This is a genomic window from Methanobacterium lacus, from assembly GCF_000191585.1.
Lineage (GTDB): Archaea > Methanobacteriota > Methanobacteria > Methanobacteriales > Methanobacteriaceae > Methanobacterium_B > Methanobacterium_B lacus.
The window spans coordinates 923,973-950,393 of sequence record NC_015216.1 but is presented as its reverse complement, the minus strand read 5'-3'; the positions used below and the strand labels follow the sequence as shown (position 1 = coordinate 950,393).

Here is a 26,421-nt window from a genome sequence, read left to right as displayed (position 1 = left end):
TTAAAAGTTTACAAATAAATTTTAATCTTGATACAACCTTGTTAATAATAATAATACTAATAATAATGTTAAAATGAATTAGTTCAAAGGAGCATTTACATGATTGATTTAATTATATTCATAATAATTTTAATAGTAGCACTGATTATTGTTATAAAATCCGCAGACTTATTTGTTGATAGTTTGGTTGAAGTAGGAGAGTCCCTTGGAATTTCTCAGATAATATTAGGAGTTACTGCCTCTGCAATTGGTACTTCACTGCCTGAATTTGGATCTGCAATGATAGCTGTGTTTTCCGGCAATCCCGACATTGGTGTTGGTGTTGTTATAGGCTCAAACATATGGAACATCGCAGGAATTCTCGGTATATCTTCGCTGGCCGCAGGATACATCTTCGTTAAAAAGGAAGAACTCAAAAGGGACGGTTTAATGACCCTTTTAACAGCAGCTATCCTCCTTATCTTCATGGTCTTGTTCAACGACATAACCAGAATAGTGGGTGTGGTCCTAGTAGTCGTATATATCATCTACCTGTACATCCTCATCAAATCACAGCACAAAAAATCAAATTCTGAAGATTCTGAAGAGGAATCAAGTGAATCTAAGAAACCTGAAATATCAGGTTCTGGAAATGATCTAGTTGAGGAAGTTATGGTTAGTGGAAGATCCAGAAACAAAAATATTCTAATTAGTATTGCAGGTCTTGCAGGGTTAATATTAGGGAGCAGATTATTGGTTTACAGCGGTGTGGAAATAGGAGAATTAACGGGTGTACCGCAGATTATTATGGGTTTATTTGCCCTTGCAATAGGAACCAGTATGCCAGAGCTTGTTGTAACCGTCAGATCTGCCATGAAGAAAATGCACAGCCTATCCATTGGTACTGTTTTGGGCAGTAACATATTTAACATTCTCATTGGTATTGGAATACCATCACTGTTCATGACCATTCCTGTGGACAAGCTTGCTGTAAGCTTTGATGCTCCTGTAATGATAGGTGTAACTGCACTTCTAATAATTTTAAGTTACAGGAAATCAAAATTATCAAGGATCGGTGGAGCGGTACTGATCAGTGCATACGTGGCCTACATAGTAACAAGAATATACCTGTCTTTTTAACATGAATTCTCAAAAAGTTCCATTACCTCCAATGGTGAATTTAGATTCATGCAAGATTTATATTCTTAAAAAAATAGTATTCAATATAGAGATTTAAATCTTCAACTGTACTTCCATTAGGAAGTATTTAAATTTACAACGAAGCATAAATAATAAAAAAATCTGTTTGGTAATTTCCATGAAAACTCCAAGGGAACTCAAGGTCAAACCCATTAAAAACGGCACAGTTATCGATCATATAACTGCAAACAAAGCTTTAAATGTTCTTAAAATATTAGGACTTCCAAATAAAGAGACCTCTGTAACCATTGCAATGAATGTTAAATCATCCCAGATGTTTGCAAAAGACATTGTTAAAATAGAGGGAAGGGAACTTAAATCTGGTGAAGTAGATAAAATTGCACTAATAGCACCCTATGCCACAATAAACATAATAAGAAATTATGAAATTTTAGATAAAGGCAAAGTAAAGCTTACTAACAATGTTAAAGGAATTTTGAAGTGTCCAAATCCTAACTGCATCACAAACACCCCTGAACCAGTGAAAACCAAGTTTCAAGTCATAGATAAAAATCCCCTAATACTCAGATGTTACTACTGCGAACGTATCGTAAACAACGACGACATAGGAATCCAATTCAAATGAACTAATGAAAATACATTCAATTCATGTTATAAAGAAGTGACTAGTTAGATTGATTCATATAATTGGTTTTAAAGGTTGTTATTTTTCATGTACAAAAGAGTTTTCGAAGTTAAGACGAGTGACAGACTTGAAATTATTGACATCAGCTCAGGAATAAATTCCATTGTAGCTGGATCAGGTGTGAAAACGGGGCTTGTAAACTTGTTCAGCCAACATTCAACCTCGGGTATTGTGATAAATGAGAATGAATCCGGGCTAGTGGAAGATTTTAAGAATTTGCTAAAAAAAATTGTTCAAGATGAATCTGGTTACAAACACGATAGAATTGACAACAACGCAGATTCCCACCTCAGATCCCTACTAATGGGTAACAGTGTAAACGTGCCCGTGGAAAATGGGAGGATGGAACTTGGAACTTGGCAGAGCATATTTTTCATCGAACTCGACGGACCAAGAACACGAAATATTATTGTCACAGTTCTTCATTAATTTTATTTTTGATAAGCAATTAAATTGTTTTAGAAGTTTAAATACATCTAAATTCAAAAAATCAGCTGAATTTTATTATTTCATTTAAAAATAATCAGCAATATATTTGTAAATATTGATTTAGAGTTTAATTAAAGAAAAAGAGAGTTGTTAGGAGTTATTGTTTAGGATTTAAACTCCATTTCAAATGCTACTACCGGGTATTCTAGTTCGAAGTTGGTTATAACTTCTGGATCAACCTCTCCAAAGTATCCGACTACAGATCCTTCAACAGCTTCACCTGTGGCTTCAACCCTTGCGCATCTTCCCCTGATGAATGCCGGATGATCAAAGGTTTCTATTTCCATTTTAAGTCCTAGGTTCAGTATGAATGCATCTGTTATTGATTTTATCTCTGTGAAGTTGGCTGTTGAATGTGTTACTGCACAGGCTATTTTTTTAATTATTTTGGTTCCTGTTTCTGCAGCTTCATCTATGTAGGCCACATCTCCCACTTCAAAGATTTTCTGTGGAAGTTCTTCGTGTTTGTTATCCTCTAAAAATTCCATCAAACCATTTATAAGACTTTTTCTTATCATGGTTCTGTCCTGTGATATTGGTTGGGAAACCATAACATGGTCATCCTCGTCTAGTCTGAGGTTTTTGTAGTGCTCATCTTCGCTTGTGAGCATGAGACTCATTACCTCGTAGAAACCCATTCCGATCATTATCTCTCTGACCCTGTTTTCAAACAATCTTGCGTTGTCAGGGTAGGCTATGGTTGATATTTCCGGCAGTTCAGGTTCTATTTTTTTGATACAGTGGCCTATTGCTATGTTTTCAATAATGTCCACTTCGTGCAGAATATCTATTCTGTAGGCTGGTACTTCACATGCCACTGTTTCAGAGTCCAGGACTTTCGCTCCCAACCTAACGCGTTCAAGCATTTTCACAACAGCGTTAACATCAAGATCTACTCCCAAAATTTTTTCTGCTGTTTTTATGTTCACATTCATAGTTTTAGAGCTTAAATCAGGGGTTTCGACTGTTCTGTCCTTGTAAACCATGTCTATGGTTTTGATCTTTCCACCTGCCTCTGCAAAGGAAGTTGCAATGATGTTTAAGGCGAAGTTAACTGCCCTTTCATCTGTTCCTGTTACATCTATGAGAACGTTCACAGAGTTTTCTGTGAGTTTGGTTAATTCACCATTTATTATTGGTGGCATTGATAGTACGTTGCCCTTTGAATCTTTAATTAATGGATATTTATCGAATTTTTCTATTAAGTGGGAGTATTTTTTGCCCTTCTTATGATTGAAAAGGATATCATCGAGATTTTGTTCCTCTGTGGTTTCAAGGGCTATGAATGAATTTTCTTTAGGTTCTGCTGCGATGTAATTGAATGGGGGTGTGAGCACATCCAAGTTGTGGATTCCAATGGCAACCTTCTTTCTGTCACGTCCAAGCACCCAGTGAAGATCTTCTTGAAAGTCCATAATGTCCTTTAAACCATCTTCATCGATGAATATGCCCTCAACAATACAGCAGGATGTGAACGGTCTGATCAGTTCTAATTCAGGATCCACAGTCATGGAGTAGCCAGATTTAGATGTTTTATAATCAGGAAGTCCAGTTTCAATACCTAGAAATCCCCTAACTGTTCTAGCTATTCCATCTACACTGTAGTAATCTGGTCTGTTTGGGAAAAATTCCACCTTAACATTTTCATCGTCGTAGTGTTCAATATCACTTCCAATCATTGGAAGCAATTCAATTAATTTTTTCCTTGGAATTTCCTCTCCCAAGACCTTGTTGAAGTATTCGTAGCTGAAATTTATAACTGGCATTATATCATCCTAAATAATAATTCAAATAATTTTTTTTATATAATCAAATATAATTTTGTCTATGTTATTTCTAATGAAATTTAATTATTAATTTGATCCACATTTAAGTTTTTCAAAGTTCATTGTAGATTTTTTTTTTAAGCTAAAAAAATAATAAATTTGTTTTTGTTTTTAGGCTGGAACTCCCGCTGCAAAAATCACAATGAAGAATATGGACTCTATAACAAAATGTAAACATCTATGGCCCAGTGGATTGAGTTCTATTCCAGATATTTCATGATAAATATCTACCAACATGTGTATCAAAGCTGCTAGTAATCCTATTTCGAGTGATAGGAAGACCAGTGATAGAATAACAAAGTGGAAAAATGCTTCCATACTCTCATGTACTATCCAGAGTCTTATGTTGGATGCTACACTTTCCTTTATAACACCTGCAAGCAGGATGTAAAAATCTGCAAACACACCCCACATTATTCTGCTGTGTATTTCATCACTGATTGCTAGGAAAACTGCGATGTAAAACCATGTCATTTCCATTAAAAAAACCACGCTTGAACAATTTTTCTTACTTTTAATCCATTATTATCTATTTGAGCTCATCTCCCAACTAAATTTGGGGTTATTAGTTTTGATATTGATTCAGTCCTATAATTGAACTCATATCTTGTTAAACATAAATATTTTTTGACCTGGGATCAATACCCATCTTTTGTTTTTCCCTCCATAAAAACCCAACTAATCCCAAGAAATTGATGATGATTAAAGCATTGTACTACATTAAATTTCTTTATAGATTAAAAGTTAGATCAACATAGATGTACTTTTAACAATGAATTTAACCATGTTAAACCTGTTTTTCTTACAAAAATTACAAATTAGTTTAGGTAGATTTAATATTATAAACTTAAAATAATAGTTATTAAATGGTAACCATGTCCATAAACTGATGATTAGAAATTTTGCGATGGGGTAAAATTTAAAGGGTTTGGGTGTTATCTTTGAGTTTTAATAAGAAAGTAGTTATTACATTGATGGTTATGATGTTTGCTGGAATTTTAGCTTTTTCTCAGGTTTCATATGCACTGGATCCACCAAGCAAACAGCAGATAAATAATTACAAAAAGGATGGAACTTACAGTGCAAGGATTGCAAATGCAACTAAACTGGAGAATAACCAATTTGATCCAGTTTTAGTTGAAAAATTTAACAAAAAACACGGAATTAAAACAGTAAGTAGCCAAACTTCCAAGATCAAATCTGTTGGCTCTTCAAGTGGCACATCAGGAAATTCATACTCCAATGTTCCCATAAATTGGAGGGGTGGTTTACCTTCAACAGGTAATGTTAAGGTTCCAGTGATCTTGATAGACTTTCCAGACTACCTTCACGGTGTTAATGAAACAGTTGCACAGGCAGATTCTAAATTTTTTGGCAACGAAAATTCCAACAACTATCCCTACGAAAGCTTGAGAAACTATTATCTTCGTTCTTCCTACGGTAAACTCAACATAACAGGAACTATTTACGGTTGGTACACTGCGTCGCACATAAGAAGTTACTACTCCAACCTTTCTAGTTCTGGAAATTTCGGAATTGGAAATGAAGCCCTGATAAGGGAGGCCGTGAACTACTACCATAATCATGGGGCCAATTTCACACAGTTCGACAATGATAACAACGGTTACATTGATAGTTTGTTTGTTAAATGGACTGGTCCAGACAATGGTTGGGCAAATTTTTGGTGGGCGTATCAATCTAACTTGGAATCCAATTCCTCGTTAACAGTTGATGGTAAAAAATTTAATAAATTCGTGTGGAGCTGGTACTCCAACACTGCCCAGGCCAGCCCAACAGATTCTATTAGAACAGATATTCATGAAACAGGTCACTTACTGGGTTTACCAGATTATTATGATTACGATGAAAGCACTGGGCCCGATGGTGGTGTTGGAGGATTGGATATGATGGACAGTAACTGGGGAGATCATAACTGTTTTTCCAAGTACATTTTAGGCTGGATAAATCCACAAGTTGTAAGTTCAGGAACTAAAAAAATTGCTTTAAATCCATCCGGAACATCAAACGATGTTTAATTATCATGCCTGGAACAATAACAAATCCTTATCAGGAATATTTCATGGTACAGTACAGAGAACGTGGTGCTGGTAACGACCCATTAAATTACAAGGGAACTGATAGTGGATCTGGTTGGCCCGATGATTATCCTAACGATGGAATGTTAATTTGGCACATTGATGCTACTTTAAATTCCTATGGAACTGATTATCTCTATGATAATTCATACACAAACCACAAGCTATTGAGTTTAATGGAGGCTGATGGTTTGAGTGAAATTGAATCTGGAGCTTATGCGGATGCTGGTGATTATTACGTGAACGGCTCAGTTTTCAATCCATTTTCAAATCCAAACAGTTACAACTATTCTTCTAAGAACACAGGTGTTGTTGTGGACAACTTAGCATACGTTGGAAACACCATGGTTGGAAGGTACGCTATAATCGGAAAATCTTCAGGCAGTTTGAATGAAGCAGTTAACAGTACACTAAATTGGACCACAAATGGAGATTTAAATGGGGGAACATCAACAGGTTGGATATCACAAACTGGTGTTACACATGATGGTTCAGACTCTGCACAGACAGGATTTATTAACGATAACCAGTTGACATGGATCCAAACGTCTGTAACTGGTCCTGGAACCATAAGTTTCTGGTGGAAGGTCTCATCAGAACAGGACCATGATAAACTAATGTTTTATGTCGATGGAATTAACTTAACATCCATAAGTGGGGATGTTGATTGGAATCTTTTGAGCCATAAAATTGGAAACGGAATTCATACTCTAAACTGGACTTATTTGAAGGATGGTTCAGGTTTCGATGGAAATGATACTGGTTGGATTGACGAAGTGAAATGGGTTTTAGACGATGCAACACCTCCAACAGTGTCTTGTGATCATCTTGGAGGACTATACAACAAGTCCCAAAATGTTGTTTTAACAATGAACGAAGCTGGATCTATTTACTACACCTTAAACGGAGAAACACCAACAACAACCAACACCAAATACACAGAACCAATAACCATCACCAACACCACCACCCTCAAATACCTAGCAGTAGACCTTGCAGGAAACCCATCAATAATACACAGTCAAATTTATACACTGGATCTTGTAGCGCCAAATGCAACAGCCAATCCAAAGGGCGGACTTTACAACAGAGCACAAGAAGTGAGTTTGAATATGGATGAAAAAGGTACAATTTATTATTCGATCAATGGAAGTTCTCCAGATATGAGCATGCCATACACCCATCCAATTACCATTGATTCAGATACAGTTTTAAAGTATTTTGCAATGGATCTTGCAGGAAACACCTCCCCTGTGTACTTTGAAAACTATTACACTGATTTTAAACCACCTGTAGCTTACTCAAATCCAGCTGGAGGAATATTTAACAAAACCCAAATAATTGTTTTAACAATGAACGAAGCTGGATCTATTTACTACACCTTAAACGGAGAAACACCAACAACAGCCAGCACCAAATACACAGAACCAATAACCATCACCAACACAACCACCCTCAAATACCTAGCAATAGACCTGGCAGGAAACCCATCAATAATATACAGTCAAATGTTTACAATCGACACTAAATCTCCATATCTGAGTGTCACACCCTCAGGTGGAATTTATAACATTAATAAAACTGTTGTTATAAAAATGAGTGAATTTGGAACTATTTATTACACTTTAAATGGAACTACACCTTCAAATAAAAGTCAGAGGTACATTGGACCCCTCATTATCTCAAAAAATAGTGTGCTCAAATACTTTGGTGTGGATCTTGCAGGTAATCCTTCAACTATCTACACCCAGAATTACACAATAAATAAAACTGTATTAAGAGTTGTTCACACAACTCCACTTAACATGCAGACTGGTTTTTCAAGGACAGCACCCATTAAAATCCAATTTTCTGAAACCATAGCCCCCTACATTCACTTCAACAATATTCGTGTTAAAAATATTTCCACAGGAACTTATCTGACCTTAAACTCCTCTGTAACTGGGAACACCATCAACTTGAGGGTGAACCATAGAAAGATCAACACTTGGTACTCACTCACCATTCCAGCAAAGGCTGTGAAGGATCGGGCTGGAAACTATTTACTGGCCAATTACACAGTTAAATTCAAGATAAGCTCCTAAAACGTGAGGAGGTACATGAAAATGTGGATTAAACTCCACATAGTTTTATTTTTAATTTTCCTGTAATCTCAATTTTAATGGTTATAAATTATATTTTAAGACCAAATGCAGTGTGGTTCAGCCTATTGTTTCCTTTATTTGCATAGATTTATATGATTTTCAAAATAGAATATTATTATTAAGTTTTGGAGAGGATTCGAATGAAGGAAAAAACAGAAGAAGTTAAAACTCAGGTAGCTCAAACAATTTCTACTTTGATGACTGTGGCCTTTGGACTGATTGCTGCATTGGCTTGGAACGATGCCATTAAAGCTATAATTCTTCAGTACATGCCCAAAGGTAGTGGCATAACTGGCTTATTAATATATGCAGTCATTATTACCATAATAGCAGTTGTTGCAACCATTATTATAGCCAGAGCCCTTGGAAAGCCCCCTGTACAGGAAGTTAGGATTGTGGAGTAAAAATTACAAACCCACTCCATTTTTTTTAGGATCCCCCAGAATGGGTAGTGCGTAAATTAGAGTCTAAAAAAATTCTAGAAAACATTTTAATTAATTCATTTACTAGATAGTTTAATATGAACTGCTCATTTGGTTGGTTATTTAAAATAAGTATAGAGTTCAGTTTAAAGATGGAAAAAGAGAAAAAATTTAGGTTTAATTTATTTTGAAACCTTTTTCAATCTATGTTTACCTTGTGCTTCACTTCTTTGATTTTTGGAAGTTCAACAGTTAACACAGAATCATTAAATTTAGCTGATGCCTTTTTAGTATCAATTTTTTCAGGCAGTGCTATTGTACGTGTTGTTTCTCCATAGCTTCTTTCTCTTTTTAGGTAGTTGGTGCCTTCCTCTGTTATTTCATCATCAAATTTTGCAACGATTTCCAGAGAGTCTTCGGATATGTTCACTTCAACATCTTCCTTTTTAACACCAGGTAGGTCAGTAACTACTTTGAGGGCATCATCAGTTTCTATGATGTCTGCAAGGGGTTTTTGTAGGGATTTTGAATAATCTGACAGACTTTTACCCAGATCTTCTTGTTTTTCTTTTATGGAAGTTATTATATCACTTAAAACACTTTCAGATGGAATACGTTTTGATTCATCTTCTTCGTTATTAATTTCTTCTTCGGTTTTAATTTCCACATCTTTATCTGTCATTTCATATCACCACTTGAAGTAATTAGTCTTTTGAAAGTTTACCCTTAATTTTACCTTCAACTTCCTTAGTTTTCCCTTTAATTTCTCCTTCAACTTCCTTAACCTTTCCCTTTACTTCACCTTCAATTTCCTTTGATTTTCCCTTTATTTCACCTGTTTTTTCACCCATTAAATTACTCTCCAACCAAAAACTGTTCCATTTCCGTCTTATTAAACTATATTCCACCTAAATAATAAATTTTACCATGAATTTTTTTACTTCTGCAATTAATTGGAACTGTATTTTAAATGGGATTACTTTGTTTAGTTTCGAGTAAATATTGTATTTTAACAAAAAAAATAATTATTAAATAATTGTCAATTAAATTATTATCAACAACTGTGCAAAGACTTATAGTATTTCATGGTTTATAATATGATTATACCATTATATTCAGAGTTATATGAATGACATGAGTTTAGGGGAGTTTATTTTACTCCGGTTAAATCTTTATTTAATCCTATTTTAAACTTCATTTAGAGGAGAATTAGATGAACAACGATAACATACCCGCAGATTATGATCACTTAAACGAAACTGAGTGGCAGAGTAAATGGCAGAAAGATGAGTTGTACAAGTTTATTGGGGATGGATCCCGACCAAGGTACATCATAGACACACCACCACCATATCCAACTGGTTCCATACATATTGGACACGTGTTAAACTGGACATTTATAGATATTATTGCCCGTTATATGAGAATGAACGGTTATGATGTCATGTTTCCACAAGGATGGGACTGTCACGGACTTCCAACCGAGGTTAAGGTTGAAGAAATTCACGAAATTAAAAAGAATGATATTCCGAGGGATGAATTTAGGGACATGTGTATTGACCTCACCAAAACCAACATCAAACAGATGAAGGAACAGATGCAGGGACTCGGATTTTCACAGGATTGGTCAAGGGAATTTGTTACCATGACTCCAGAGTACCGTGCCAAAACCCAACTTTCATTCCTCAAACTCTACAATAAAAAATTAATATACAGAGCAGTGCATCCTGTTAACTGGTGTCCTCGTTGTGAAACAGCCATAGCATTTGCAGAGGTTGATTATAATGAAAACCAGACCTATCTAAACTACCTTGAATTTTATGAGGCAGAAGGAGATGGGAAGGTTATGATTGCAACTACCAGGCCTGAACTTTTGTCTGCCTGTGTGGCTGTTGTTGTGCATCCTGATGATGAACGTTACAACGATCTTGAAGGGAAAATGGTTGAGGTTCCTCTATACAAACGAAACGTCAAGATAATAACAGATACAGACGTCGATCCTGAATTTGGAACAGGGGCTGTTATGGTATGTACCTTTGGTGATAAAACTGATGCTACATGGGTAAACAGATATGAACTCGATGTTATTGAGGCCATAGATGAAAAGGGCCTTATGAAAGATGTTTCAGGCAAATATGCTGGAATGACCATTAAAGAGTGTAAAGCTGCAATAATTGATGATCTAGGCAGTGAGGGATGTCTTGTTAAACAGGAACAGGTAGATCAAAATGTGGGCCAGTGCTGGAGATGCAAAACCCCTATAGAAATACTTGTAAAGAAACAGTGGTTTGTTGCAGTTAAGGATCTTGAATCTAAAACACTTGAAGCTGCAGATGAAATTGACTGGATACCTGAACACATGAAAATCAGACTCCAAAACTGGGCAAGTTCCATGGACTGGGATTGGTGCATTTCAAGACAGAGGCTCTTTGCAACACCCATACCTGTTTGGTACTGTAACAGCTGCGGAAAAATCATGCTTCCTGAACCTGAAGATCTTCCAGTGGATCCTTCAATAGAAAAACCAAAAAAACCATGCGAATGTGGATCTACAGATATGACTGGAGAGTTAGATGTTCTAGACACATGGATGGACAGTTCAATAACTCCCATGGTGATTGCTGGATGGCCTGAACCAGAGTATAAAAATTATTTCCCTGCAGATTTAAGGCCTCAAGGTCATGATATTATAAGAACTTGGGCATTTTATACCATTTTAAGATGTAAAGCCCTCACAGATTCCCGGCCATTTGACAGGATTGTTATTAATGGGATGGTTTTCGGGGAAGATGGTCATAAAATGAGTAAATCACGTGGAAATGTGATTGCACCAGAAGCAGTTGTTGAGGAGTACGGAGCCGATGCAATGCGGCTGTGGTCTGCAAACAGTGTTCCAGGATCAGATGTTCCATTTGACTGGAAAGATGTTAAAAATGGTTATAAATTCCTCAGAAAATTCTGGAATGCATTCAGATTCATTAACATGCACATAGCCAACTACGATGTTGACAACGTGGAATTCAACATTAGAAATCCAATGGACAGGTGGATACTTTCAAAACTCAACTACCTAGTGGAGGATGTAACAAACCATCTAAACAACTACAACTTCGCAGATGCCAGAAATAAGATACAAGCATTTGTATGGCATGACTTCTGTGACGAGTACATAGAAGCAGTCAAGTACCGTTTGTATGCTGATTCGGAAGATCTTCAAGAATCAAAGGATGCTGCAAGACACACACTTAAAACCGTGATTTCAACTTCACTCAAACTCTTAGCACCAATCACACCACACTTCACAGAAGAGGTTAATCAGTATCTGGATGAAGAATGTGAAAGTATTCATAAATCTGCATGGCCAGAACCCCTAAAAGTTCTCATGGACAAGGGATCAGAGGAACTTGGAGACAAGGGTGTTAAAGTTATAGGAGACATTAGAAGGTTTAAGGCATCAACCAAAAGACCTTTAAACACACCAATAAAACATTTAACCATTTACACCACTGATGAAAACCTGTTTGAAGATCTAATTGAGCTTGATTCTGATATTGTTGGAACCATGCGAATTAACGATCTTAAAATTGAAATGGGAAAACCCGATGTACAGGAGAAGGTTGTTGAAATCACACCTGTCATGTCCCTTATTGGGCCACAGTTTAAAAAGGACGCACCAACAGTTGTGAAGTATCTGAGTTCAGGGGATCCAGATGAAATATTCAGGGAACTTGAAGAAAATGGAGAAATCATGGTGGACGACCTGAAAATAACAGGTGAACACATCACCACCCGTAAGGAGATAGTCGGAAGTTCTGGTGAGAAGGTAGATATCATCTACTCCGATGAAATGGACATTGTAATGGAGATAGTGATCTGATGGATTTAACTGTTCAGGCTGCCAATGAAATTACTGGTACGGTTAAAGCTCCACCATCCAAGAGCTACTCACACCGAGCATTTTTAATGGCATTTCTGGCAGATGGTGAATCCACTTTGAGGGATCCTCTCTACTCAGAAGATACCTTGGCTTCACTAAACACGGGCATTGAAATGGGATCAACAGTTAAAAGAACAGAATCCCTATGCAGTATACAAGGAGTTGCTGGAAAACCTAAAACACCCTACGATGTTCTTGACCTGAAAAATTCAGGAACAACGTTGAGAATAATGACCAGCCTAGCATCTCTTGCAGATGGTTTTACAGTGTTAACAGGGGATAACTCCCTTAAAACACGTCCCATGCAAGATTTATTAGATGCTCTTAAACCTCTGGGTGTAACTGCATGTTCAACACGTAACGATGGTAAAGCTCCAATAATAGTTAAAGGAGGGTTTTATGGGGGCGAAACATCTATTAAGGGAGATGTTAGTTCCCAGTTTATTTCTTCCATAATCATGGCAGCACCCTTGGCTAAAAAACCCGTGGATCTAAAGGTTAAAGGAGAATTCATTTCCCAGCCCTACGTAATGATGACCTTGGAACTCATGAACAAGTTCGGTGTCAAGGTTGATTTTGATAAAACTGAAAATTCATTCCACATCGAACCACAAAGTTATAAACCTGCAGATTACACTGTTGAAGGAGATTATTCCTCGGCTTCATACATCATAGCTGCAGCTGCAGCTCTTAAATCAGATGTTAAAATTAAAAATTTGATGAAGGATTCCAAGCAGGGTGATAAGATCATCCTTGATATTGTAAGGGATATGGGTTGTGAGGTTAAGGTTAAAAACAATGAAGTCGAAATTAAAGGACAAGGAATGCTCAATGGAGTGGATGTAAACCTTCAAAATGCCCCTGACCTACTTCCTACTGTGGCGGCTCTAGGTGCCATGGCAGATGGAACAACAAATATATACGGCGTTGAACACGCACGTTTCAAAGAAACTGACCGTATACACACATGCTCAACAGAACTATCCAAATTAGGCGTGTCTTTAATTGAAAAAAGAGATGGAATCCAAATAAATGGAGGAGTCCATGGAGGGGTTGTTAAATCCCATATGGACCACAGACTTGCGATGGCATTTTACATCGTAGGTTTGAAAGTGGGTGGAATCTGTATTAAAGATGCTTCTGTTTACAAAGTTTCATTCCCAGACTTTCCAGATATCATGAAAAAGTTAACAGCTGGTTAGTACTATGAATAGAAAAAAAGAGCTTAAAATTGTGGTATTAGGATCCTACAACTCTGGAAAAACAACCACCCTCGAAAATATTTGCCAAAAAAAGACAAAAATTGAGTACAAAGGCACAACCATAGCCCTTGATTATGGTAATGTAATAGTTGCAGATGAAAAAATTCATATATTTGGATCACCAGGCCAGGAAAGATTTGAATTCATGAGGGAAATTCTTGCCCATAAAATAGACGGTGCCATAGTTGTTATAGACTCTTCCAAGGGTTTAGTTGAAAGTGATGAAGTTATCATTGAAAAACTCAATTTAAAGGATGTTCCATATGTATTATTTGCAAATAAACAGGATCTTAATTCCTGCGAAATAGAACATCCCCAACTCAGACCAGATACACCCATCATTCCAACAGTTGCAATAAATGGTCAAGGAGTTGAACAAGGCTTTTTAACCCTTGTTGAACTGATTAAAAACAATTAAACAATTTTTTTTATTACCGGAATAAATACTCAATAAAATTTGTGTAAAAAATTCCAAATTGGAGCTGATTAAAATATCTAGGATCGAATCAATCATTGTTAACCTTGAAGACATTTACACACTCCGAGAATTTGAAGACAGTGACCCATTTCGTGTTTTAATAAGAACCATATTATCACAACGGACCAGGGATGAAAATACTGATGCTGCTTCAGCCATGCTTTTTTCAAAATATTCTACTCCCGAAGAAATTGCAAATGCTCCTACCGAAGAAGTGGAAAAACTCATAAAAAAATCCGGTTTTTATCATGTGAAGGCCAGTAGGGTGCGGGAAGTTTCAAGGATCATACACGAAGATTACAACGACACTGTTCCAGAGGATATGGCAGAACTTTTAAGCCTGCCTGGTGTTGGAAGAAAAACTGCCAACTGCGTACTTGTCTATGGATTTCATAAAGACGCCATACCTGTTGATGTGCATGTCCACAGAATATCCAACAGAATTGGACTTGTAAACACAGGAACACCCGATGAAACAGAGGAAAAACTCATGAAGATCGTGCCTAAAAAATTCTGGTTACCATTAAACGACCTATTTGTACAGTTCGGACAGACCATCTGCAAACCAATAGGACCAAAACATGAAATATGTCCAATAGCAGAGTACTGTGACTACTACAAAAACATGAAAACCACTAATGAAAAATAGCAAATGCGAATTAACGTATTATTAGTTTTGATTTAGAGTTTCCTTAATTTAGAACTAGATATTTTTGTTTATTTCTAATAAATTTATTCAAAAAAAATATTTTAAAAGTTTCCCCAAACTAAAAGTGAAAGTAAGGGGAAATAAAATTTTTATTCTATTTACCCAGGTCTCCTACTTCCCTTGCAAAGGCTGCTAATACATCCTTTGAGAGTCCTTCAACAAATTTGAGGGATCCTGCACATTCATGACCCCCACCATCTATTCCTGCTTCAGGTATTTCGATTGCTAGTTTGGATACAATTTCATTCAGGTTGAATCCGAACATTTCATTAACAGCATCTGTTGCCCTTATTACACTGAAATCAGGACCGTATGCAAGTGTTATTATTGGCTTTTCTTCACCATTTGCCTGTACCACACTGTCGTGCACGTATCCACAAGTTTTACCCGGTGCGGGGAATGTGAATTTATGTGCGTACTTTTCAACATCCAGTACATTGAATATAACACCATTTGGAAGAGTTTGAGATTTGAGGTTTGGTAGAGCTGCCCTGAGCTGGGTGTCAACACGTTTATTAAGTTCGTTGTAAAGTGCTTCTATGAGTTTGCTGTGTTTCTCTTGATTTCCAAGTCCAAGTATGGTATCTATAATTCCTCTTCCATTCATGAATCTCAAATAAAATGCTTCAAAATCCACACAAGATGCGACTTTTTCTAGATCTTCACGATTGTAGCCCTTAGTAGCTGCAATTTCTATGTATTTATCTGCTTCTGCTGATGATGCATGATCCCCCACTGCTGCTATTCCCGGCAGGTGAATGAGTCTGTCTGTTACTTCAGGGTTTATCATGTTTGCAAGTTCCACTGCAAGTGCCCCTGCTGTTATGTTTGAGTCTCCTCCAACCAGGTAAGGGTTCACATGGACATCTACGTAATCATCCACTGCAACCCTTCCATCGACAACTTCTCCAGGGAAGTGATGATCGCATACAACTACTTCGATGTCGTAGATCTTAACCTTCAAAAGTGCCAGTATATCTTCTTCTGTTGAACCGTTATCTAAAAGCACGATCAATGGAAGTTTCTGGCCATGTCTTTCAACATCTTCCAGTGCAAAAGACAGATCCTTTACAACATCTTCAAACTCATAGAATGGCGCCTTACTTGGTGCTCGTTTGAAGTAATGCCATTCTGCATCACTGTTGTTGTTAGCCTCCTTAAGTAAAGGTACAACAGCCTTTTCTATTGCTACCCCTGCACATATTCCATCTGCATCTGCATGGTGCCTCACAAGAATGGATCTTCCATCAAGTATAGCTCTTCTTATGGCCTTTGCAGCATTGTGCATCATTGGTCTGAGTTTGTTGAGTGTTTCACTTTCAATTAAAAATTCTGTTTCCTCTGGTTCAGCCCTCTCATCTATGGCCTCATCTATGAGTTTTCTCATTTCAACAGAATCTTCTTCTTTGAGACTGTCTATGGATTCTGATTCTATCTGAATCTTTCCACCGTGTAAATTCACTTCACCAAGCACTTCCACAATGTCCCCTGTGTTTATGTGAGGATAAACCCTCACTCCAGGTTCATCAAAGGCTGCTGCCCATGTTGTGCTGGTTTCATCTGTGATGGTGAATATGGTTGGTCCTGATGTCTGCTGAATCTGAACAACTTCACCCACAATTCTAACTGTTTTGCCCATGAATCTCTTGTCAATGTCACCGATCTTGGTTCTTGAAACATTTTTTCTGAGGTTGATTATTTCATAGGACCCTTTGATGGTTGAAGGTGAGAGATCAACTTCTCCCCTTGCCCTTTTTATTTCCATTACCTTGACAAATAGTTCTTCTCCTACTGAGTAGTTGGGATTTCTGAGTCTTAAAAGTCCGAAAACCTTTTTTGATAGGCTTACAAATACTCCGTAATTTTCGACTCTGGTGATTTTTCCCTTGTACTCGCTTCCTATCTCGAGATCGTCAATGTCACATGCAGGGTGTAGTCTGTAAACAACATCCTTTGGTTGACAATCAGGACAGTAATCCCCTGTTTCCACTGGTTTACCACATTTTTTGCACACGTTATATTCTCCCTTTCCTTTACATGGGGCGCAGGTTTCTCTTACTTCTACCTCTCCCTTTCCATTGCATACACTGCATGGAACTTCCTGTTCTTCGTCAAGCTCAAAACGCTTAACTGCATTTGATGAAACTCCTTTAAAGTGTTTTTTAAGGTCCACCTCACTTTTAACACCGGTTCCATGGCAGCTTTCACATGCCTTGTAACTGGTGACGGTGTAACCATTACCTTTACATTCTAAACATTTTTTTATCATTCTTAACCTCTAAAAAAATAGTAAGTGATCTTATTATAAATTTTTCATTTGAATTTCGTTGGATTCTGTTTTATTATCTGCTGTCTTAAATTATTGAATTGTACGGCATTGTTCATTAAATCATTCGCATTTCCAATATGGATATTTGCATTTACTGAGTCGTTGTCCTGCAGATATGAAATTGCTGTTTTAAGTTCTTCTGTTGCATTTATCTTAGCATCTAATTCATTGACAACATCCTGCATGTAGTTAACGTACACTGTGTCATTTGAATTTTGTGCGTAGGTTAAACCCTGTTTTGCAGATGTTTGTGCCAGATTAAATTCAGAACTCGCATTGTTACAATAACTCAAAGCAGTGCTGTATTGAAATTGATTGACTGCTTGACCTGAATTGTTGTAATATTGATCACCATTTTTGATGTGATTGTTTATGGTTGATGCGAGGGCATCTATCTGGGATGTGTTTGATTGTATACATCCACTGAAGAGGATAACAATTGTCATCACAACCAATATTACAATCTTATTTTTCATTTTTATCCACTTCAATCCTTAAATAAATATTTAGTTCCTTTAATTATTTATGGTTAGTTAATTAATGGTTTGTGGTAATTTAATTATTACCATCGTGAGTTGGTTATGATAATATTTTTTATCAGATCAACCATCCATATATTATGTACTAAACCAAGATACTTAATAATAATCCCATTTGAAAAATCTAGAAAAACAAAAGCTGTGGTTTTTGTAAAAAAAGTATTTTCACTGAAACAAGTACATTATAATTATTCTCTAACTATTTACTATCAAATTCTTTAAGCCCTAAAATTCTTGGTTTTTTTTTAGTCTACAGATGAATTAATATTTACAAATAGCCCCATTATTTATTCATTATTCCGGGTTTTCATTTGGGTATGGTGAAGTAGAATGTTGTTCCCTTTCCTGGTTCAGATTTAGCCCATATTTTTCCATTGTGCTGCTGTACAATTTTCTTGGAAATTGCAAGTCCTATTCCAGTTCCCTCATATTCTTCCCTCGAATGTAACCTTTGAAAAACTGTGAAAATTCTATCCAAATGCTGTGCTTCTATTCCAATTCCATTATCTCTCACAATAAACAGGTAATCCTCCTCTTCTTCAGAGTAATCAATGGTGATCTTCGGTGCAACATCCCTCCTATATTTAATGGCGTTGCCTATCAGGTTTTGAAATAGCTGTGTCATGAGTTCTTCATTTGCATGGATCTTAGGCAGTGAACCATGAACAACTTTTGCATCGTTGTTTTCGATGAGTGGACTTAAATGTGAGATGGTATTTTTCACCACTATTTCACAGTCAAGGTATTTGAACTCCCTCTCATTTCCAACCCTTGAAAACTGGAGCAGATCGTTTATCATCATATCCATTCTCTGTGCTCCTTCCACAGCAAAGTCTATGAAGTCGTTGGCATCTTGATCCAAGCGGTTGTAGTATCTGCTTTTAAGCAGCTGCAAAAAGCTTATGATCATCCTCAAGGGTTCTTTAAGATCATGGGACGATACGTAGGCAAATCTTTCAAGTTCCTGATTAGACATTTTCAGGTCCTTTATCAACTGTTTCAACCTGTATTCAACCTCTTCATTATCTTCGATCTTGAGGTCTAGAATTTGTCTGATGGAATCAAGTTTATCTGTTCTCTTTAGAAACAACTTTTCCATCTGTTTCTGTCGGGTTATGTCCTCAACCATCACCAGAATTTTTACCAATCTGTTGTTCTGGTCTTTGATTGCTGATACATTAACATTTGCCCATAATAGTTCCCCATCAATGCGGATGTACCTCTTTTCTAGGGTGTAATCGTCTATCATGCCTGCAACCAGCTGTTTTCTGAGTTCCATGTCCATGTCCAGATCATCTGGATGGGTGTCTTCTGTAAACCTTCTGGATAAAAGTTCTTCCTTAGAGTATCCTAACATGTTGCAAAGGGCGTTGTTTATTGTTAGTGTGGTGTAATCTAGGGCCATTATACATGCCCCCAATGGAGATTGTTCAAATATTAGTCTGAAAAGCTCTTCACTATCTCTTAATTTTACTAGAGCCCTGTTTTGATCGGTTCTGTCATGTACTATGGAATATAGAAGTTCTTCTCCATGGTAATCAATCATACCACTGTAAACATCCACGTCACATATACGCCCATCTGCCAAACGATGTTGGAATATGAAATGGTTCTTATTTTTGTTCTCTGCCTGCATCATCTGTTCATCAATAATATCTGGATCCAGTATATTTATCTCATGAATGCTCATCTGTACCAGTTCTTCTCGATTGTAACCATAAAAATCAACAGCTGCAGGATTAGCATCAATAATATGGCCTGTTTTTGGATTTAAGATCAACATCACAGTGTGATCGTTTCGAAAAAGTCCCTGATAATCCATAGAGTTGTATTGCGATTTTTCATCCATTTATAAACCCCTAAATCCTATTTTTCAAAAAAAGCATTTGTTGATTTCTTGAGTTCAATATGATTATGTACGTGGGAATTTATAACGTTGTTGTTTACAAAATGGGGGCATGTATTGAAAAAATTTTAGAATTTGATAAATATAATAAAATAAATATTTGGGGGTTTAAATCTAAGCACCCCTCAATGTAACAGAATTTTCTTTTGATCAAAGCTTAAATAACTCAGGCTGATCTCCAAAGTCCGTGGACTGTGCAGTATTCCTTTGCAAAGAGATTAGTTGTGTCGTCAATTTTAAATTCTGCTTCTGGAGCTTCTCCAGGTTTCAGGAAGGCTCTTTGTGTTTCGTTGTCAGTTATGATCTCTATCCAAGCTATGTAGTGATCCTCTTCCATTGGGTGTGGTACGCTTCCTACTTTGACTTTGACACCGCCGTCTATTTTTTCGATCACTGGAACGTGTTTTTCAGCTCCAACATCCTTGGCTTTGTCGCTCAGGAGTTCCATTTCTGTTCCACAACATGATGATGTTCCTCCACCAACGTTGATAAGTTCAAACATGTTTCCACAAGTATTGCATCTGTATATTTGTCCTCTTTCCATATTATCAGTACTCCTCACATAGTATTTCATAGTATTTTGGTGGGTGATCACATGCTGGACATTTATCTGGTGGTGTGAGTCCAGTGTGTACGTATCCACATTTTGAGCATAGCCATTCCTTTTTAGTGTCCTTTTTAAGCACAGTTCCCTCTTCTACAACCTTCAGTAATTCTTTGTACCTAGCTTCATGATGTTCCTCAGCACGCCCAATTGCACGAAGCCTCACTGCCATATCATCAAGGCCCTCTTCTTCTGCCACATCTGCAAATTCAGGGTACATTTCAGAGTTTTCGTAATGTTCTCCAGCAATTGCAGATATGATATTTTCAGGTGTGCTTGCCATTATAAGCGGAGCATCTGCCTCAACAGATATTTCTTCAACATCTCCAAACTCCTTCTTGAGATCTTGAATCATACGAAACAGCCATTTAGCATGTTCTCTTTCGTTATCTGCTGTGGTGAGGAATATATCTGCGATCTGTACGTAGCCCTCATTTTTAGCAATTTTTGAATACAGAGTATATCTGTTTCTTGCTTGGCTTTCGCCAATAAATGCCTTGGTTAAATTCTCCAAAGTTTTTTTCATTTTAACACCAGATTATATTCTGTTACTAATGGTCTATAAATTTTTAGTTTGGTTTAACTCAAACTTCCCTTTACTACCACAATTTTTTAAGTTAATCTTTGGAAAATTCCTAGCACAGTTAGTAGTTAAACTAAGAAGTTCTTAAAAAATAAAAAAAAGTCTAGATGGGTGAGTTGTTTATGAACCTAATTAACAGTTTCATATTTAAAGTTTGGTCAAACTTTATTAGGAAGAAATCTAAATAATGGATAAAAAACATATCTGACATCATTGGAAAAAGAAGAGTTTACCTTTTATTGATGTTAAATTTTTGGTGATAAAAAATGGATGTAGCATGGGTCAATGTTCAGTACGATAAAGATAGTGAAAAACAGTACAATTCAATATCAGATAACAGTATAGAAAGAATTTCCATAGGTTCGGAAACAATTAAAATATATTACAGTCAAGAATCAGAAAGAAAAGAAACTTACGTCAAAATAATTTTAATTAATAATATAGCAGGATATGAATATCCAATTGTTAGGGGAAGGGGTATCTAAATTTTTTATCTACACCTAACTTTTTAATTCTTATTCTACTCAAATAGATTAAATTTGTTTTTAAAGAAAATTCCAGTTGATTATTCTATTTTTAAATGATTTATGGAACATATCCCCCTAATCTCAACCTATTGTGCAAGTGTTTTAAAATGAATTAAAAAGCATTAAGCTATATTTAAATCGTATTAATGCAAATAGAATATTAAGGGTTTTAAAAATTTTTTTGGAGGGAAAAATTTTGAATGTAAATTTAGATAGTAACTATAAATTTATGATTCCAATTTTGTTGGTATGTCTGTCATTTGCATTTGCAATGGGAGTCAACACTGCTTCAGCAGTGAATCCTGATCAAATGTATGTCAGCAACACTGGAAGTGATTCTTGGAGTGGACATTCTCCAGTGTGGAATGGTACTGATGGACCTAAACAAACCATTAAAAATGCTACAAACGCCGTTAATAATGGTGGAACTATTCATATTTCTGATGGTGTCTACAACGAAAATAACATTGCTGTCTACAGTAAAGATGTGAACTACATCGGTCAAAGTAAGACAAAAACAATTGTTAATGGAAACAAGATTTCCAGAATATTTTCAGTTGGGGCCCAGGGAGTAACATACAACTACTTCTTTGCCAATATGTCCTTCATAAATGGAAATTCCACTGCAGGAGGGGCATTATGGAACTATGGTGCTACAACCATTGACAACTGTATATTTAAAAATAATATTGCCCTGTACAGTGGTGGAGCCATATACAGTCAAGGAACAGGTAGTGCTCCTGCATCTTTAACCATAACCAACACCAGTTTTATTAACAACACCTGTAATATGGGAGGAGCTATATTAAATGCTTTAAGCACAGTAAGTGTTTCTAACAGTGAATTTGTAAACAACACAGGAACAACCAGTGTGCTGTACAACAACTATGGTACCATATCCTACTTCCAATTCAACAGGATGATTGGTACAGGTACCCTGATCCACAGTGATAGTGGTGGAGATCTAAGTTTAAATTGGTGGGGATCCAACAATGACCCATCATCAATGGCTGTAGGCGTGACTGTTGTTCCATGGTTGGTTTTATCTGTGTTTGCTAACCCAACATCAATTGCACAAGGCGCCACATCAACGATAACAGCAGACCTGCTCTACGATAGTGGAATTTTAACAGATCCAAACAATCCTGATTTCTATTACCATGACCCGATATACGGCCATGTTATGGATGGAATTCCGGTTTTGTTCAGTTCAACTCTTGGAACTGTTAATCCAATCACAGCCACACTTTTAAACGGTGCTGCCACAACGACCTTTACAGGTAACACAGTGGGAACAGGCACAATAAATGCCACAGTTGATGCACAAACTGTATCTAAAAACGTTTCAATCACACAAAACAGTCCACCTGTTTTAACAGGAACAGATCCAAAAAACAATTCAGTTAATATACCGTTAAACAAAATTGTGAAATTCACATTTAACAAGAATATTAAACTTGCAACCAATCCTTGGATTGAATTTAAAACATCCAAAGGAGCCATTGTAAATTTCACAAGTTCAGTCAGTGGAAACGTTCTAATCCTCACATCTAACTCATTACTACTAAGCGGAACAAAATACTCAGTAATAATTCATTCTGGCAGTGTAATGGACATGTCAAACAAAGGAACTACCACACCAATCAGCATAGTATTCACAACAGACACAGCTCCAACTGTAACCAGTGTCAGTCCTGCAAACAATGGTGTAAATATCCCTACCAATAAAGTCTTTAAGTACACATTTGACAAATCCATAAAACTAGCAACAAACCCATGGATAGAATTTAAAACAACCTCTGGAACTTCTATTAATTTTAATGCATCAGTGACCGGAAATGTGTTGAACATCACTCCAACCAGTTTACTCAAAAACAAAACCAAATACACCATCATATTACACTCAAACAGCGTTACAAGTCTTGGAGGAGCAGGATTAGCAAACCCATATCAAAACTTCTTCACAACAGCCTAAAATAAATTTGTTTTATGGGAAAAATATTTTTCCCATTATTTTTTAATTTTAAAATAAAATTGCATATTACTCCATTTTTTATGTAATCTAAATAGGTTATATTTTAAAAATAGAGTTTAATATTTTTCAGATTATTATATAAAGTTCTGAAATTGTTTCAATATATTATTTAATGATTCTTGGGCTTTAAATAACTGTTAAATAGTAGTGGGTACATAATATAAACATAAACGATACCGGTCAATTAAAATGGATACTCAACGAAAACAGCTAACTGTACTCATGGTCTTATGTGGACTTTTTTTATCTTTATTAATCTGTGGAGGAGTTTCTGCATCGAATAATACTAGTGTAAACAATATTAGTGGATCTAGCAATTCTAAAACCACTAGTTATCAGGTCACTACCCAGACAGTGGTTACAAAATCAAAAATTACCACTAAAAATGCATCTGTAAACAGCAGCACAGGAATTCCATACTACTACGACTTAAGAAAACTTGGAAAACTTACACCTGTTAAGAATCAGGGATTTAGTGATGTTTGTTGGGCATTTGCTGTAACTGGTTCGTTGGAATCTACCACACTGAAGTATAAAAGTTGGAACTTCTCTGAAAATAATATGAAGGATCTCCTAAGCAGAGGATATAAATATGGTTTTGATAGGGGATATGATGATGCTGGTTGCTGGGAAGAAGCCCTAGCATACCTAAATAGTTATATTGGCCCTGTAACTGGAGCTCAAGATCCATTCAATGAGTTTAGCGGAAGTTCACCAACTAACCTCAAACCTGCAGTGCATGTGCAAAACACCATCCAACTTCAATCTAGAACCCTAAATGGTGTGATGAATAACACCGCTATAAAAGAAGCTCTCATGAAGTACGGTGCCATATACAGTTTAATGACGTTTCAAGATTCTTACTACAATCCAAATACCTACGGCTACTACTACAAAGGTAATGGAGATTACAACCATGCCATCTGTATTGTGGGATGGGATGATAATTACAGCAAAACAAATTTTGTGGGAAATCCTCCTGGAAATGGGGCATTCATAATTAGAAATAGTTGGGGAGCAGATTGGGGTGATCAAGGCTATTTTTATGTTTCTTATTATGATAAAAATCTTGCAAACACCGACGACAACATAATTTTCATGACAGGAGAATCTGTTAAAAACTACGACAACATCTACCAGTACGATCCATTCGGAGATGTTGGAAATTATGGCTACGACAACGATGTGGGCTGGTTTTCAAATGTCTTCAAATCAAACGGGAGGGAACTTCTTAAAGCTGCAAGTTTCTATGCTACCCAACCCAACACATCCTACAAAATTTATGTTTACCTCAACCCAGTTGGGAACAATCCAAGATCAGGAATACTGGCAGCTGTACAGCAGGGCATTATATCGAGTGCAGGATACAAAACCATCGTTCTAAACAACTTCGTTAATCTGATGAAAAATCAAAAGTTCAGTATCGTTGTGAAACTCGTGAGTCCAGATGATTACCAACCCATAACCATAGAATATCCGCTAATTGATTACAGTAGCAAGGCCAGGGCCAGTCCAGGACAGAGTTTCATAAGTCCAAACGGCATTTCGTGGGAAGATATGACCAGTGTAATAGGCAATGCAAATGTTTGTTTAAAGGCATTTACGAGCAATCTTGGAGCTGATCTTGCTATCTCTGTTAAAGCCAGTAATAACCATCCAAAAATTAATTCAATTGTATATTACTATGTAAAGGTCACAAATTTAGGGCCGCAAGAATCATTTAATGTGGTGGTAAACAGCCTATTTGCAACAAAACTGGATTTTATATCCTACATCAAAAGTATGGGTAGCTACGATCAGACAAGTAATATATGGAGTATTGGAAATCTTCCAACTGGATCTGTTGCCTACCTAATACTGAAGTTCACAGTAACAGAAACTGGTGAAATAACCAATAATTTCATTGTAAGTTCAAAGACCTACGATTACAATTTAAGTAACAATGCATTTACCTCAACCATATTTACAGCGACAGATCAAAATGGAACTATAAGATCTAATAATTTAAACGCATCCAAATTTGTAGCATCAAAATCCATACCTATGAAAGATACTGGATTTCCATTGATACCATTGATTGTTGGTATTTTACTGGTTACATTGGGATCGGCATTTAAAAGAAAGTGAAAACATTTGATTCTTAAATTATTTAATTTAAATTCCGGTCTTAGGAGTATACAAATGTGATTTTGTTATAAATTTAGTTCAAGGTTAAATATTTAATTATGAAAATTTCGAGTTTTATAATACTAATTTTTGGTTATATTAATAAATAAATAACTAAACAACCAGTTAATTTAAATTGTATGAAAATACATATACTATTTTCAAGATAGAGGTGTTAATATGAAACAAAAATTAACTATAATTCCAGTTTTGGTAATATTAGTAGTATTAGGAGGAGTTCTTATTTCAGGTTGTATCGGTAACAACAATACCAACAACACAACAGTGAACAACACAACATACAGTTCTCCAGCGAATGCTACAACAACTGCCAATACGACTACTACAACTGCGTCATCTTCCAAATCTACTTCTTCAGATAACAGTAAACAAAATACTTCCAGCCAAAGTAGCGGTAGTAAAAATAGCGGTAGTACTAGCGGCACAAGTGGAAGCAACGATGGTTTAACTGGTAAAAATTATAATGCAAATCCAACTGATCCAAATGGAAATCCAACATAACTAAAAAAAATACATTAAATAT

General features: G+C 36.3%; 23 protein-coding genes. 14 read left to right on the top strand and 9 right to left on the bottom strand.

Annotated elements, in window-relative coordinates; all coding sequences use genetic code 11:
• Positions 1–99 precede the first annotated feature (99 nt).
• The 3 genes from METBO_RS04810 (at position 100) to METBO_RS04800 (ending at position 2,254) form a co-directional block, all read left to right on the top strand.
• Positions 100–1,119: a calcium/sodium antiporter gene (locus METBO_RS04810; protein ID WP_013644551.1), complete on the top strand. Its 1,020-nt coding sequence runs from the start codon at positions 100–102 to the stop codon at positions 1,117–1,119.
• 178 nt (positions 1,120–1,297) lie between these two features.
• A complete protein-coding gene (gene pyrI / locus METBO_RS04805) occupies positions 1,298–1,765 on the top strand; it encodes an aspartate carbamoyltransferase regulatory subunit (RefSeq protein WP_013644550.1) in 468 nt (155 codons plus the stop codon).
• Positions 1,766–1,852: 87 nt separating this feature from the next.
• A complete protein-coding gene (locus METBO_RS04800; RefSeq protein ID WP_013644549.1) occupies positions 1,853–2,254 on the top strand; it encodes a secondary thiamine-phosphate synthase enzyme YjbQ in 402 nt (133 codons plus the stop codon).
• A gap of 164 nt (positions 2,255–2,418) precedes the next feature.
• Here the strand turns inward: METBO_RS04800 and pheT are convergent, their stop codons facing one another.
• The gene (gene pheT / locus METBO_RS04795) at positions 2,419–4,080 is read right to left on the bottom strand and encodes a phenylalanine--tRNA ligase subunit beta (protein WP_013644548.1); all 1,662 of its coding nucleotides are present in this window, start codon (positions 4,078–4,080) and stop codon (positions 2,419–2,421) included.
• Between the two features lie 171 nt (positions 4,081–4,251).
• Positions 4,252–4,620, bottom strand: coding sequence for a hypothetical protein (locus tag METBO_RS04790; RefSeq protein WP_013644547.1), 369 nt, complete (start codon positions 4,618–4,620; stop codon positions 4,252–4,254).
• Positions 4,621–5,081: 461 nt separating this feature from the next.
• On the opposite strand from METBO_RS04790, the gene METBO_RS04785 reads away from it, so the two are divergent.
• The 3 genes from METBO_RS04785 to METBO_RS04775 all read left to right on the top strand — a co-directional run bounded on the left by METBO_RS04785 (position 5,082) and on the right by METBO_RS04775 (position 8,784).
• Positions 5,082–6,176 (top strand): M6 family metalloprotease domain-containing protein, encoded by a 1,095-nt coding sequence (locus METBO_RS04785; protein ID WP_048186363.1) that lies wholly within the window; start codon positions 5,082–5,084, stop codon positions 6,174–6,176.
• 5 nt (positions 6,177–6,181) lie between these two features.
• Positions 6,182–8,320, top strand: coding sequence for a chitobiase/beta-hexosaminidase C-terminal domain-containing protein (locus METBO_RS12625; protein ID WP_048650803.1), 2,139 nt, complete (start codon positions 6,182–6,184; stop codon positions 8,318–8,320).
• 200 nt (positions 8,321–8,520) lie between these two features.
• Entirely contained in the window at positions 8,521–8,784 is a 264-nt protein-coding gene (locus METBO_RS04775; protein ID WP_013644544.1) for a DUF5654 family protein, read from the top strand.
• Positions 8,785–9,001: 217 nt separating this feature from the next.
• On the opposite strand, the gene METBO_RS04770 is transcribed toward METBO_RS04775, so the two are convergent.
• A complete protein-coding gene (locus METBO_RS04770; RefSeq protein WP_013644543.1) occupies positions 9,002–9,484 on the bottom strand; it encodes an Hsp20/alpha crystallin family protein in 483 nt (160 codons plus the stop codon).
• A 22-nt stretch (positions 9,485–9,506) separates the two neighbouring features.
• A complete protein-coding gene (locus METBO_RS04765) occupies positions 9,507–9,653 on the bottom strand; it encodes a hypothetical protein (protein WP_013644542.1) in 147 nt (48 codons plus the stop codon).
• 362 nt (positions 9,654–10,015) lie between these two features.
• On the opposite strand from METBO_RS04765, the gene METBO_RS04760 reads away from it, so the two are divergent.
• The 4 genes from METBO_RS04760 to METBO_RS04745 are packed head-to-tail and all read left to right on the top strand — an operon-like array spanning position 10,016 to position 15,128.
• Positions 10,016–12,679, top strand: coding sequence for a valine--tRNA ligase (locus METBO_RS04760; RefSeq protein ID WP_013644541.1), 2,664 nt, complete (start codon positions 10,016–10,018; stop codon positions 12,677–12,679).
• The gene (gene aroA, locus METBO_RS04755) at positions 12,679–13,941 is read left to right on the top strand and encodes a 3-phosphoshikimate 1-carboxyvinyltransferase (protein WP_013644540.1); all 1,263 of its coding nucleotides are present in this window, start codon (positions 12,679–12,681) and stop codon (positions 13,939–13,941) included. The genes METBO_RS04760 and aroA overlap by 1 nt, the downstream gene beginning before the upstream one ends.
• Before the next feature lie 4 nt (positions 13,942–13,945).
• Positions 13,946–14,419 (top strand): GTP-binding protein, encoded by a 474-nt coding sequence (locus METBO_RS04750; protein WP_013644539.1) that lies wholly within the window; start codon positions 13,946–13,948, stop codon positions 14,417–14,419.
• Positions 14,420–14,477: 58 nt separating this feature from the next.
• Entirely contained in the window at positions 14,478–15,128 is a 651-nt protein-coding gene (locus METBO_RS04745) for an endonuclease III domain-containing protein (RefSeq protein WP_013644538.1), read from the top strand.
• A gap of 154 nt (positions 15,129–15,282) precedes the next feature.
• Here METBO_RS04745 and METBO_RS04740 read toward each other — a convergent pair whose 3' ends face one another.
• From METBO_RS04740 to rbr, 5 genes are all read right to left on the bottom strand, one after another.
• Entirely contained in the window at positions 15,283–17,457 is a 2,175-nt protein-coding gene (locus tag METBO_RS04740; RefSeq protein WP_013644537.1) for a DHH family phosphoesterase, read from the bottom strand.
• A 44-nt stretch (positions 17,458–17,501) separates the two neighbouring features.
• The gene (locus tag METBO_RS04735) at positions 17,502–17,993 is read right to left on the bottom strand and encodes a hypothetical protein (RefSeq protein WP_013644536.1); all 492 of its coding nucleotides are present in this window, start codon (positions 17,991–17,993) and stop codon (positions 17,502–17,504) included.
• Between the two features lie 370 nt (positions 17,994–18,363).
• Entirely contained in the window at positions 18,364–19,905 is a 1,542-nt protein-coding gene (locus METBO_RS12960) for a sensor histidine kinase (RefSeq protein ID WP_013644535.1), read from the bottom strand.
• A 223-nt stretch (positions 19,906–20,128) separates the two neighbouring features.
• Positions 20,129–20,506, bottom strand: a complete 378-nt coding sequence (locus METBO_RS04725) for a desulfoferrodoxin (RefSeq protein ID WP_013644533.1) — start codon at positions 20,504–20,506, stop codon at positions 20,129–20,131.
• Positions 20,507–20,510: 4 nt separating this feature from the next.
• Positions 20,511–21,092 carry a rubrerythrin gene (rbr, locus tag METBO_RS04720; protein WP_013644532.1) on the bottom strand — a complete coding sequence of 194 codons (582 nt, stop codon included), beginning with the start codon at positions 21,090–21,092 and terminating at the stop codon, positions 20,511–20,513.
• A 323-nt stretch (positions 21,093–21,415) separates the two neighbouring features.
• On the opposite strand from rbr, the gene METBO_RS04715 reads away from it, so the two are divergent.
• The 4 genes from METBO_RS04715 (at position 21,416) to METBO_RS04700 (ending at position 26,399) form a co-directional block, all read left to right on the top strand.
• A complete protein-coding gene (locus METBO_RS04715; RefSeq protein WP_013644531.1) occupies positions 21,416–21,634 on the top strand; it encodes a hypothetical protein in 219 nt (72 codons plus the stop codon).
• Between the two features lie 238 nt (positions 21,635–21,872).
• Complete coding sequence (locus METBO_RS04710; protein ID WP_013644530.1) at positions 21,873–23,651, top strand: Ig-like domain-containing protein; 1,779 nt, start codon at positions 21,873–21,875, stop codon at positions 23,649–23,651.
• Between the two features lie 249 nt (positions 23,652–23,900).
• Positions 23,901–25,838: a lectin like domain-containing protein gene (locus tag METBO_RS04705; RefSeq protein WP_013644529.1), complete on the top strand. Its 1,938-nt coding sequence runs from the start codon at positions 23,901–23,903 to the stop codon at positions 25,836–25,838.
• A 219-nt stretch (positions 25,839–26,057) separates the two neighbouring features.
• The gene (locus tag METBO_RS04700) at positions 26,058–26,399 is read left to right on the top strand and encodes a hypothetical protein (RefSeq protein WP_013644528.1); all 342 of its coding nucleotides are present in this window, start codon (positions 26,058–26,060) and stop codon (positions 26,397–26,399) included.
• The last annotated feature ends 22 nt before the right edge of the window (positions 26,400–26,421 follow it).

Bases quoted from the DNA above. Each gene is read 5' to 3' on its own strand.
- METBO_RS04810 (WP_013644551.1), top strand. From the start codon at position 100: ATGATTGATTTAATTATATTCATAATAATTTTAATAGTAGCACTGATT.
- pyrI (WP_013644550.1), top strand. From the start codon at position 1,298: ATGAAAACTCCAAGGGAACTCAAGGTCAAACCCATTAAAAACGGCACA.
- METBO_RS04800 (WP_013644549.1), top strand. From the start codon at position 1,853: ATGTACAAAAGAGTTTTCGAAGTTAAGACGAGTGACAGACTTGAAATT.
- pheT (WP_013644548.1), bottom strand. From the start codon at position 4,080: ATGCCAGTTATAAATTTCAGCTACGAATACTTCAACAAGGTCTTGGGA.
- METBO_RS04790 (WP_013644547.1), bottom strand. From the start codon at position 4,620: ATGGAAATGACATGGTTTTACATCGCAGTTTTCCTAGCAATCAGTGAT.
- METBO_RS12625 (WP_048650803.1), top strand. From the start codon at position 6,182: ATGCCTGGAACAATAACAAATCCTTATCAGGAATATTTCATGGTACAG.
- METBO_RS04775 (WP_013644544.1), top strand. From the start codon at position 8,521: ATGAAGGAAAAAACAGAAGAAGTTAAAACTCAGGTAGCTCAAACAATT.
- METBO_RS04770 (WP_013644543.1), bottom strand. From the start codon at position 9,484: ATGACAGATAAAGATGTGGAAATTAAAACCGAAGAAGAAATTAATAAC.
- METBO_RS04765 (WP_013644542.1), bottom strand. From the start codon at position 9,653: ATGGGTGAAAAAACAGGTGAAATAAAGGGAAAATCAAAGGAAATTGAA.
- METBO_RS04760 (WP_013644541.1), top strand. From the start codon at position 10,016: ATGAACAACGATAACATACCCGCAGATTATGATCACTTAAACGAAACT.
- aroA (WP_013644540.1), top strand. From the start codon at position 12,679: ATGGATTTAACTGTTCAGGCTGCCAATGAAATTACTGGTACGGTTAAA.
- METBO_RS04750 (WP_013644539.1), top strand. From the start codon at position 13,946: ATGAATAGAAAAAAAGAGCTTAAAATTGTGGTATTAGGATCCTACAAC.
- METBO_RS04740 (WP_013644537.1), bottom strand. From the start codon at position 17,457: ATGATAAAAAAATGTTTAGAATGTAAAGGTAATGGTTACACCGTCACC.
- METBO_RS04735 (WP_013644536.1), bottom strand. From the start codon at position 17,993: ATGAAAAATAAGATTGTAATATTGGTTGTGATGACAATTGTTATCCTC.
- METBO_RS12960 (WP_013644535.1), bottom strand. From the start codon at position 19,905: ATGGATGAAAAATCGCAATACAACTCTATGGATTATCAGGGACTTTTT.
- METBO_RS04725 (WP_013644533.1), bottom strand. From the start codon at position 20,506: ATGGAAAGAGGACAAATATACAGATGCAATACTTGTGGAAACATGTTT.
- rbr (WP_013644532.1), bottom strand. From the start codon at position 21,092: ATGAAAAAAACTTTGGAGAATTTAACCAAGGCATTTATTGGCGAAAGC.
- METBO_RS04715 (WP_013644531.1), top strand. From the start codon at position 21,416: ATGGATGTAGCATGGGTCAATGTTCAGTACGATAAAGATAGTGAAAAA.
- METBO_RS04705 (WP_013644529.1), top strand. From the start codon at position 23,901: ATGGATACTCAACGAAAACAGCTAACTGTACTCATGGTCTTATGTGGA.
- METBO_RS04700 (WP_013644528.1), top strand. From the start codon at position 26,058: ATGAAACAAAAATTAACTATAATTCCAGTTTTGGTAATATTAGTAGTA.